The organism is Streptomyces sp. NPDC002130 (genome assembly GCF_040296465.1).
GTDB lineage: Bacteria > Actinomycetota > Actinomycetes > Streptomycetales > Streptomycetaceae > Streptomyces.
Map to the genome: position 1 here is coordinate 1 of NZ_JBEOXI010000282.1, position 9792 is coordinate 9792.

A 9792-nucleotide genomic window follows, 5' to 3' on the forward strand; every position below is an offset into this window, starting at 1 on the left:
CGCCGCGCTGCCCGCGGGCGGCGGACCGGTGACCCTGGTTGCTGCCGCGCAGTCCGCGTATCTGGCGGCCGCCGGTGTCCTGCTGGTGCTGGGCCGGGAACGGCTGCTGCTGGCCGCGCTCAGCCCGCTGCTCGCGGGTGCGGCCGTCCTGCCGTGGTGGGAGCCCGGCCCCGTGGTCCGGGCCGGGCTGCCCCTGCTGGCGCTGCTCGCCACCCTCGCCGTCACCGGCTGGGTCCTGCGCGGCGCCCTCGCCGTTCCGGCCGCCGCCGGCGCGACCCGGCCGCGTCTGCTGTGGTCACTGCCGTACGGCCTGTTCGGACTGGCCGCCGGGGTGCTGGTGCTGCTGGAGGGGCGGGAGGAGCCGTACGCGGTGATCGTGCTGACGCTGAGCATGGGGCCGGCGGAGTGGCTGCTGTACCGCTACCGCGGACTGTCGGTCGCCGCGCTGCGCGCCACCGCCACACCCGCCGGGTTCCTGCTGCGTTCGGCCGGCATCCTCGGGCTCTGCCTGCTCGCCTATCTCGCGCCGCTGCTGCCCGCGGCCCTGCTCACCGGCGCCGACCCGGTCGCCCTGCTGCTGCTCGCCGCCGTCCTGTGGACCGCGCTGCTGCTCCAGGCGTTCGGGGCGGCCTGGTCGTCGGCCGGGATCTGCCTGACGGCAGCGGCCGGAGCCGGAGCGGTCGTCGTGTTCCAGCTGCCACCGGGCGCCGCCCTTGCCCTGCCGCTCGGCTGCGGCGCCGCCGCCCTGTGTCTGTCGGCGTGCGCGCTGTGGCTGCTCGGCCGGCCCGCACCACACGCCTGAGCCCGCGCCCCACCCCCCGCTCACATCCCACCCATCCGAAGGGACACCGCAGTTGACCTCCGCACCGCTCGCCGCCGTCACCGGAGCCGAGGGCTTCATCGGCTCGCACCTCACCGAGGCGCTGGTCGCCTCCGGACACCGGGTCCGGGCCATGGCCCAGTACAACTCCTTCTCCTCCTACGGCTGGCTGGAGACCCTGCACCCGGACGTCCTGGAGCAGGTGGAGATCGTCCTCGGGGACGTCCGGGACCCCGGCTCCGTCCGCGGCCTCCTCGAGGGCGCCGACACCGCCTACCACCTGGCCGCCCTGATCGCGATCCCGTACTCCTACCAGGCTCCGCACAGCTACGTGGACACCAACGTCACCGGCACCCTCAACGTACTGGAAGCCGTGCGCGCCCTCGGCACGCCCCGGCTGGTGCACACCTCCACCAGCGAGACGTACGGCACCGCGCGGACCGTGCCCATCACCGAGGACCACCCCATCAACACCCAGTCCCCGTACGCCGCTTCGAAGGCGGGCGGGGACCGGCTGGCCGACAGCTACCACGCCAGTTTCGACACCCCGGTCGTCACGCTGCGGCCCTTCAACACCTTCGGGCCGCGCCAGTCGATGCGCGCGGTCATCCCCACCGTCATCGGGCAGGTCGCGGCGGGAGAACGCACGATCACCCTCGGCGACCTGCGCCCCACCCGGGACTTCACCTTCGTCAAGGACACCGCGCAGGCCTTCCTCGCCGTCGGCGGCGCGCCCGCCGAGCGGGTCGTGGGCCGTACCTTCAACGCCGGTACCGGCGGGGAGATCTCGGTCGGTGACCTGGTCGCGCTGATCGGCAAGGTGATGGACACCGCCCTCGACGTCCGCGAGGACACCGCCCGCATCCGCCCCGCGAACTCCGAGGTGATGCGACTGGTCGCGGACGCGAGCCGGCTGCGGGCGGCCACCGGCTGGCAGCCCGCGCACACCCTGGAGGAAGGCCTCGCGTCCACCGTGGAGTTCTTCCGCGACCCTGCCAACCTCGCCCGGTACAAGACCGGCATCTACAACATCTGACACCACACAGCGGATCTCGTCCGTCACGTCTGCGCACGTCCACGAAGCGTTCACGAAGGAGGAGCCCCATGCACGCAGTGATCCTGGCGGGAGGCAAGGGCGTCCGGCTGCGGCCGTACACCACCGCGTTGCCCAAGCCGCTCGTGCCCATCGGTGACCAGCACGCCATTCTGGAGATCGTGCTGCGCCAGCTGTCCACGGCCGGCTTCACCAGCTGCACCATCGCCATCGGCCACCTCGGCGAGATCATCCGCGCCTACGTCGGCGACGGCTCGCAGTGGGGCCTGACCGTCGACTACGCCACCGAGGACAGCCCGCTGGGCACCATGGGACCGCTGCTCAACCTGCGCCACCGGCTGCCCGAGACCTTCCTGGTGATGAACGGCGATGTCCTCACCGACCTCGATTACGCCGACGTCCTGCGCCGGCACCGCGCGTCCGGGGCCCCGCTGACCATCGCCACGTACGCTCGCAAGGTGCACATCGATTTCGGGGTGCTGACCACCGACTCCAGCAAGGTCGTCGCGTTCACCGAGAAGCCGAGCATGGACTACCGCGTCTCCATGGGCGTCTACGGCCTGTCCCGCAGCACCCTGGACGGCTACACGGCCGGACTGCCCCTAGGCTTCGACGAGTTGGTGCTCGACCTGCTCAAGACCGACAACCAGCCGCACGCCTACGACTTCGACGGGTACTGGCTGGACATCGGACGCCCGGACGACTACGACCGGGCCAACGCCGAGTTCACCACCCGCAAGTCGCTGCTGCTCAAGGGAGCCTGAGCACGTCATGCGCATTCTCGTCCTGGGCTTCACCGGCTATCTCGGCGCTCATGTCGTCGAGCGGCTGCGCACCCTGCCGGGCGCGCTGGTGATCGGCGGTGGCCGGTCTCCGGCCGCCGACTTCGACGTCGATCTGGCCCGTGTCCGTCCGGAGCGGCTGGCGAAGACCCTCGCGTCGGCCGCGCCCGACACCGTCGTCAACTGCGCGGGCGCGACCGGCGGTGACGCCGTCACCCTCGCCGAGGTCAACACCCGCGGTCCCGCGGTGCTGTGCGCCGCCCTGCGCGAGGCCGCCCCCGCGGCCCGCCTGGTTCACCTGGGCTCGGCCGCCGAGTACGGCCCGGGCACGCCCGACGTCCCGGTGACGGAGTCGGCGCCGACCCGCCCGGTCGGCCCTTACGGTGCGACCAAGCTCGCGGGCACGGTCGCGGTGACCGCTTCGGGCCTGGACGCGGTGGTGCTGCGGGTGGGCAATCCGGTGGGGCCGGGAGCTCCGCCCACCGGACTGCCCGGCCGGATCGCCGCACTGCTGCGCGAGGCGGGCTCCGGCCCGGAGGCGGTGCTGCGGCTCGGCGATCTGTCCGCCTACCGCGACTTCGTCGACGTACGCGATGTGGCGCGCGCGGCGGTGCTCGCGGCCACGGCTCCGGGACCGTTGCCACCGGTGCTCAACATCGGCGGGGGCGGGGCCGTCCCGGTGCGCGACCTGGTCCGGCGTCTGGCCGGCCTGGCCGGCTTCCGGGGCCGGATCGAGGAGAGCGCGGCGGGCTCGGCGGGCTCGGCCCGCTCGGCGCAGGTGTCGTGGCAGTGTTCCGACATCACCGCGGCCGTGCAGGCCCTGGGCTGGCGTCCGGCGCACTCCCTCGACGAGGCGTTGACCGCCCTGTGGGAAGGCGGCCGCACGCCGTGAGCCTGCTGATTCCGCTGTACGTCCATCCGGCCGAGGACCCGGGTGCCTGGCACCGGCTGATCACCGCCGCGACTCACACGTACGGTGTGGTTCTCAATCCGGCGAGCGGGCCGGGCGAGGTGCCCGACCCGGCGTTCACCGCGGCGGCGGGTGCGCTGCGGGCCGCGGGGGCGCGTCTGCTGGGCTACGTCGACACCGACTACGGGGTGCGCGAACCGGCGGACGTCGCCGAGGATGTGCGCCGGCACCGGGAGTGGTACGCGGCGGACGGCTGCTTCCTGGACCGGGTGACGGCGACCGCGGAAGGACTGCCGGCCTGCCGCAGGCTGGTGCGGGCGGTACGCAGGCTGGGTGCGGGGACGGTCGTCCTCAACCCCGGGGTCCACCCGGCGCCGGGATACGCCCGCCTCGCCGACCTGACCGTCACCTTCGAGGGCCACTGGTCGACGTACGTCTCGGCCTTCAGCCGGCCGGCGTGGACCGCACGGCACCCACCCGAGCGGCTGTGCCACCTCGTCTACGGCGTGCCCGAAGCCCTCGTGCCCCTCGCCGTGCGCACCGCGCACGAGCGCGGAGCGGCGGTCTGCGGCCCGGTGACGGGCGAACCACCCAACCCCTGGGACCGATTGACACCCGCGCTCACCGGTGCGGGGCGATGAGCAGGCCGGGGGTGTGGTGCGCGGCTCTGCTGACCGCTGTGACGGCCGCGGCGCTGACGGGCTGCTCCGGCAGCGCCGAGCGACCCGCCGACGGGCACAGTAGGCCGTCACCCTCTCGAGCCGTGTGGAAGCCCCGTCCGGGCCTCGCGTGGCAGTGGCAACTCGACGGCAGGGTCGACGCGTCGGCCGATGTGCCTGTCTACGACATCGACGGCTTCGAGAACTCCGCGGCGGACGTGGCCCGGCTGCATCGCGCGGGAAGGAAGGTCATCTGTTACGTCAACGTCGGCGCGTGGGAGGACTTCCGGCCGGACCGGGACGCTTTCCCGCGCTCGGTGCTCGGCGAGCCCAACGGGTGGTCGGGTGAGCGGTGGCTGGACATCCGTCAGCTGACCGTTCTGCGACCGATCATGGAACGCCGCTTCGACATGTGCCGCGACAAGGGCTTCGACGCGGTGGAACCCGATCTGGTGGAGGGCTACGGCAATGACACCGGCTTTCCGCTGACCGCACGCGACCAGCTGAGGTACAACCGGATGATCGCGGCCCTCGCTCATGAGCGGGGTCTGTCGGTGGGGCTGAAGAACGACCTGCCCCAAATTCCGCAGCTCGTGGGCGATTTCGACTTCGCGGTCAACGAGGAGTGCGCCCAGTACGACGAGTGCGGCGAACTCTCCCCGTTCATCGCGGCGGGCAAGGCGGTGTTCCACGTTGAGTACGCGGAGCCGCGGAGTGCTTTCTGTGCCGAGTCCCGCCGACTGGGGTTGTCGTCGATGCGGAAGAAACCGGAACTCGGGGTGTGGCGGAGCTCCTGCTGAGCGGGGCTTCGATCGGGTGTGCTTCAGCCTCGGCGTGATCGGCTACAGGGCGGCCGGCACCCGCACATGCTGATGGCTCCTCCCTTCGCGAGGGAGGAGCCATCAGCATGTGTACAGGGGCGTTTGCTTTCTACGCGTCAGGCGTGGCGATGCGAACGCCGGTTGCCGGTGACGAGGCGGTAGAGGGCGAGCAGGATGAGGGAGCCGACGACCGCGGCGATCCACGTGGAGAGGTCGAAGAACCCGTCGATGGAGTCCACGCCGAATATGACCTTGCCGAGCCAGCCGCCGAGCAGACCGCCGACGATACCGATGAGCATCGTGATGATGATGCCGCCGGGGTCCTTGCCCGGCATCAGGGCCTTGGCGATGGCGCCGGCGAGGAGCCCGATGATGATCCAAGCAATGATGCCCATGGTGCGTCTCCGCTTCGTCGTATAAGGATTCTGTTAAGTCATCGGGTACGCCGATCCCGCCCGGCCAAACGTCTCCTTCTGATTTCGGCTCTGTCGCCCTCGACGCGAACCGGGTTGCCGGGTGACTCGGAGTCAACCGCGCGGCCAGGCCCGTGGGGCGCGGCAGGGGCATGACCCCTCCCACCGCCGGAGTGCCAGGCTGGGCTTCTCGTGATGCACAGTTTCAGATAATGGAAACGCTACGTCGCATTTCATGATTGAGGTGCAATGCCATCACTGCATACAGCTGCTATACGTGCAGGTCAAAGCCGCCAATCATGGCAACAATCTTGACGCTCGACGCAACGGAATCATTCACCGCGTTGCAATGATCTGAAGGAGAACGCTTTGGCGGGCTGCTGTTCCGTACCCTGACGGCATGCGCATGCGTCCCACCCTGAGCTGGACCCCTGCCGAGGACCTGCCGCCGGGGAGCACGGATCCCGAGCCGGTCGTCGATGCGCTGCGCAGCGGCGGAGTGCTGGTGCTCAGCGGCGCGGGCATCTCCACCGAATCGGGCATCCCCGACTACCGGGGAGAGGGAGGGAGTCTGAGCCGGCACACTCCGATGACCTACCAGGACTTCACCGCCGCCGCCGAGGCCCGGCGCCGGTACTGGGCACGCAGCCACCTCGGCTGGCGCACGTTCGGCGGAGCCCGCCCCAATGCCGGGCACCGGGCCGTGGCGGCCTTCGGAAGGCACGGCCTCCTCTCGGGTATCGTCACCCAGAACGTGGACGGCCTGCACCAGGCCGCCGGCAGCGAGGACGTCGTGGAACTGCACGGAACCCTGGCGCGGGTCGTCTGCCTTTCCTGCAGCGCCCCCAGCCCGCGCCGCGAACTCGCCGTGCGGCTCGAGGAAGCCAACCCGGGTTTCGAGCCCGTGGCCGCCGGAATCAACCCCGACGGGGACGCCGATCTCACGGACGAGCAGGTCGCAGACTTCCGCGTGGTTCCCTGCACGGAATGCGGCGGCATCCTCAAACCGGACGTCGTGTTCTTCGGCGAAGCCGTTCCGCCGCAACGGGTCGAGCATTGCCGCGAGTTGGTCCGTGCGGCGACCTCGCTGCTGGTCCTGGGATCCTCACTGACCGTGATGTCCGGACTCCGCTTCGTCCGCCAGGCGGCTCTGGCCGGGAAGCCGGTACTGATCGTCAACCGGGATCAGACCCGCGGCGACCACCTCGCCCTCACCAGGGTTTCCCTCCCCTTGGGCTCAGCTCTGAGCTCCGTCTCGCTGCGGCTGGGCATCCCCGTCGACTGAGTGGAGACAGTGGGGCCGTGCCCGTGCCCCTGCCCGTGCGCGGGCCGGTGGCCGGGCCTGATCGCGCGTGCTGCGGCGTCAGCCGAGCCGGCCGGAGCGCCGCGGCCGGCCTGATCGGCGCCACGCGCAGCACCAGGGCTCCCCCCGGGCCCTTCCGCGCGGCTTGGCGTAGTAGGGGCGGCCGAGCCGGGAGGCGCGGAACCAACGGGTGCCGGACAGCCCCTCCGTGGCCCGGACGGGGATACAACTCCCCGGGTCGTCCGTGCGGATGGTCAGCGTCCACCGTCCCGGTCGCAGGTTCCTGACCATCTCGGAGCTTCCGGCGCCCTGTGTGAGGCGTCCTCCTACGCTGTCGGAGTGCGGGAACCACCCGTTCGGGTGCGGGCCGGCCCGGCGGGGGACGTCCCCTTCTCCCGCGCCTGTCGCAGGGCGTCCTCGGCGGAGGCGCCCCGGGACCAGGCCGCCGTGTACTCCTCGGTGTCCAGCGATGCGCGGACCCGCCTCTCGGCGGTGCGGTGCGCCTCGTGGAACGGGCGCAGGCCGATCAACGCCACGCCCGTGTCCCGACGCATGCGGTGGGCGGCGCCCAGGAGCCACGCCGCCCGGGTGCAGTCGCCGGTGGCCGCCACCGCCCAGGCCAGTGTCTCCAAACCCCAGACCGGCCCCCAGCTGTCCCCGATCGCCTGTTGCCGGGCGAGAGCCTCCTGCAAGGGAGCCAAGGCCCTCTCCGCTTCGCCGTGTCCGAGCGCCTCCGACACGGTCCGGTCGAGAAGGTCCGCGTCGCTCAGTGGAGCGAGGTCGGCGAGCCGGACCCCGTCTGCGAAGGAGGGGGCCACCTCGGCTGCGACCCGCAGGGCGAGCCGCGTCTTGCCGACCCGGCCCACTCCGGTGAGGGTGACGAGCCGGGCGGTCCCCGGCAGGTGGCGTGCCTCGGCCATCTCTGTCTCGCGGCCGACGAACGTCGTCATCTCCACCGGCAGATCAACGTCCCGGGGCGGTGAGGCCGTCCTCACCGCCCTGGCCTCGATCAGGTCCGGAGTGGCTGTCAACAGCCGCCGGTGGACCTGCCGCAGCCCGGCGCCGGGCGCAACGCCCAGCTCGTCGGCGAGCAACGCGGTGATCTCGCGGTAGCTCTCCAGCGCCTCCCCCTGTCGTCCGCAGTGGAAGAGCGCCAGCATTCGCTGAGCCCAGAAATTCTCGCGCAGCGGGTACTCCTCGCTGAGGCCCCGCAGTTCCGGCAGGACGTCGGCGGCCCTACCGAGGGTCAGATCGGCGTCGATCCGCAACTCCATTGCGTCCAGGCGCTGTTCGTCCAGTGCCGCCGCGCCCTCTTCGAGAGCCGTGCGGCCCTGCCGGACCAGGGCGGTGAAACGGTGCAGGCCCAGGGCGTCCGGCGCGGTCTCGATCACATAGCCGTGGGGGCGGGTGAGCACGGGCGCACCGCCCGCCGGGCAACCGAGGGCTCGGCGCAGACGCAGGACGTAGTTCTGGAGTGTGTTGCGCGCACGGCCGGGCGGGCCGTCCCCCCACAGCCGGTGCACCAGCGTGTCCACGGTGACCACGTGGTTGACCTCCGTGAGCAGAGCCGCCAGCAGCAGCCGTACCTTTGCCGCGTCGATACGCACGGGCCGCCCGTCGCGCAGGACTTCGAGGGGCCCCAAGACCCTGAACTCGTACCGCGTACTCACCGCTCCCCCGGTCACTGGCTCGCGGGCAGCCGCCACGTCAATACGCCCGCTCCTGCGCCACTTCCGCTGCAAGCTGGAGCCCATCCGGTAGCGGGACGGCAGCTCGCTGCCCGGGGGCGGCCAAGGATGACCTCGATGCTGTGGGCCGTGTCACACCGACCAAAGCCCGTCTTAGTTGTCTGCATCACAGCGGAAATGTCCCTTTGGCGTCCATGCTCGAAACGGATGACCGCCCGTGAAGTGGGGCTCATCCGCATCCTCTTGGGCGCTAACTCACAAAGTGACCCATGACACAGCACTCTCGACATTCTCCCTGTATCCCCTCGAAAGGTGCCTCATCATGGCCGCTTACCTCTGCCCGCCAGCCGTCATACACGGCGAGCACGCCGTGAAGACCAGCGAGATCGTGGCGGAGGTGAGCGACCGGCACCCGCATGCGGCGTGGGCGCCGCGGATCGACGGCATCGCCGCCAGTACGGGCATCGAGACCCGCGGCTGGATGCTGCCGCTGGAGACCGCCGTAGCGCCAGGCAAGGGCAGCGGTCTGCACGCTGTCGGTATCGAGCCGGCCCAAGAGGCGCTTGCGCGCGACGGGTTCGCACAGCAGGACGTGGACCGTGTGATCGCCGCCCTCGAGTCCATACCCGCCCCGCAGACCGTCCAGGAGCGCACCGCGCCCGCCTGGGAGGCCGTGCAGTCCTACGGGGAGCGTGCGGCGCGCGGGGCCCTGCAGACAGCCGGGCTGGATGCCGCGGACGTCGACTGCCTGATCACCAGTCACTCCACCACCCCGGCGCTGCCGGGACTGGACATCGCCCTGGCCAACCGGCTGTCGCTCCGCAGCGATGCGATGCTGCTGCCGGCCACCCAGTGGGCGTGCATCGCGGGGACGCGCTCCCTGGCACTGGCGGCGGAGCTGGTCGCCGCGGACCCCGACCGGGTGGTCCTGGTCGTCATCTCGGAGGCGCTGAGCACGACCTACCAGCCCGGGGACGACACACTCGAGTCCTTGATCGTCCGGCTGCTGTTCGCGGACACCGCGGTCGCCGCGGTGGTCACGGGCCGCCCGAGGCCGGAGTCGGTGGTGCGGCTGGACGCGGCCTGGCACCACACCCTGCCCGGCACCCAGGACCTGCACCGTCTGGAGACGCGCGCGGACGGCACCCACTTCGTGATGGACCGGCGTGGGCCGCGCGCCGTACAGGAGACGGTCACCGCGATGTGGGAGTGGCTGCGCACCCGGTACCAGGACGACCCCGACTCCTGGAACCAACGCCCACACCTTCCGGGTCCTCACGGTCGGCCGGGAACCCGACGAGTTCTTTACCCAGCTCAAGGCCATTGAGGACAGCATCCAGCT

Annotated in this window: 8 protein-coding genes and 2 pseudogenes; 8 read left to right on the forward strand and 2 right to left on the reverse strand. The window is 71.3% G+C overall.

All coding sequences use genetic code 11. The features are described 5' to 3' along the window. From ABT116_RS35045 to ABT116_RS35070, 6 genes and pseudogenes are all read left to right on the forward strand, one after another. Positions 1-802, forward strand: a pseudogene (locus ABT116_RS35045) (hypothetical protein); the annotation flags it as partial. Positions 803-854: 52 nt separating this feature from the next. Next, positions 855-1856: a GDP-mannose 4,6-dehydratase gene (locus tag ABT116_RS35050; RefSeq protein ID WP_351642318.1), complete on the forward strand. Its 1002-nt coding sequence runs from the start codon at positions 855-857 to the stop codon at positions 1854-1856. A gap of 68 nt (positions 1857-1924) precedes the next feature. Then, positions 1925-2638, forward strand: coding sequence for a nucleotidyltransferase family protein (locus ABT116_RS35055; RefSeq protein ID WP_351642321.1), 714 nt, complete (start codon positions 1925-1927; stop codon positions 2636-2638). A gap of 7 nt (positions 2639-2645) precedes the next feature. Further along, entirely contained in the window at positions 2646-3548 is a 903-nt protein-coding gene (locus ABT116_RS35060; RefSeq protein WP_351642324.1) for an NAD-dependent epimerase/dehydratase family protein, read from the forward strand. Continuing rightward, positions 3545-4207 carry a spherulation-specific family 4 protein gene (locus ABT116_RS35065; protein ID WP_351642327.1) on the forward strand — a complete coding sequence of 221 codons (663 nt, stop codon included), beginning with the start codon at positions 3545-3547 and terminating at the stop codon, positions 4205-4207. The genes ABT116_RS35060 and ABT116_RS35065 overlap by 4 nt, the downstream gene beginning before the upstream one ends. Continuing rightward, complete coding sequence (locus ABT116_RS35070) at positions 4204-5025, forward strand: endo alpha-1,4 polygalactosaminidase (protein ID WP_351642330.1); 822 nt, start codon at positions 4204-4206, stop codon at positions 5023-5025. The genes ABT116_RS35065 and ABT116_RS35070 overlap by 4 nt, the downstream gene beginning before the upstream one ends. Positions 5026-5162: 137 nt before the next feature. Here the strand turns inward: ABT116_RS35070 and ABT116_RS35075 are convergent, their stop codons facing one another. Beyond that, on the reverse strand, positions 5163-5441 hold the full coding sequence (locus ABT116_RS35075) for a GlsB/YeaQ/YmgE family stress response membrane protein (RefSeq protein ID WP_351642333.1): 279 nt from the start codon (positions 5439-5441) through the stop codon (positions 5163-5165). A 418-nt stretch (positions 5442-5859) separates the two neighbouring features. Between ABT116_RS35075 and ABT116_RS35080 the strand changes: the two genes are divergently transcribed. Beyond that, positions 5860-6744 carry an NAD-dependent protein deacetylase gene (locus ABT116_RS35080; RefSeq protein ID WP_351642335.1) on the forward strand — a complete coding sequence of 295 codons (885 nt, stop codon included), beginning with the start codon at positions 5860-5862 and terminating at the stop codon, positions 6742-6744. A 344-nt stretch (positions 6745-7088) separates the two neighbouring features. On the opposite strand, the gene ABT116_RS35085 is transcribed toward ABT116_RS35080, so the two are convergent. After that, positions 7089-8432: an AfsR/SARP family transcriptional regulator gene (locus ABT116_RS35085; protein ID WP_351642338.1), complete on the reverse strand. Its 1344-nt coding sequence runs from the start codon at positions 8430-8432 to the stop codon at positions 7089-7091. A 340-nt stretch (positions 8433-8772) separates the two neighbouring features. Here ABT116_RS35085 and ABT116_RS35090 point away from each other — a divergent pair. After that, positions 8773-9732: pseudogene (locus ABT116_RS35090) on the forward strand (beta-ketoacyl-[acyl-carrier-protein] synthase family protein); the annotation flags it as partial. Between the last annotated feature and the right edge of the window lie 60 nt (positions 9733-9792).

What these genes read in the sequence shown, in the direction of transcription:
- ABT116_RS35055 (WP_351642321.1), top strand. Translation starts at nt 1,925, where the DNA reads ATGCACGCAGTGATCCTGGCGGGAGGCAAGGGCGTCCGGCTGCGGCCG.
- ABT116_RS35060 (WP_351642324.1), top strand. Translation starts at nt 2,646, where the DNA reads ATGCGCATTCTCGTCCTGGGCTTCACCGGCTATCTCGGCGCTCATGTC.
- ABT116_RS35070 (WP_351642330.1), top strand. Translation starts at nt 4,204, where the DNA reads ATGAGCAGGCCGGGGGTGTGGTGCGCGGCTCTGCTGACCGCTGTGACG.
- ABT116_RS35075 (WP_351642333.1), bottom strand. Translation starts at nt 5,441, where the DNA reads ATGGGCATCATTGCTTGGATCATCATCGGGCTCCTCGCCGGCGCCATC.
- ABT116_RS35080 (WP_351642335.1), top strand. Translation starts at nt 5,860, where the DNA reads ATGCGCATGCGTCCCACCCTGAGCTGGACCCCTGCCGAGGACCTGCCG.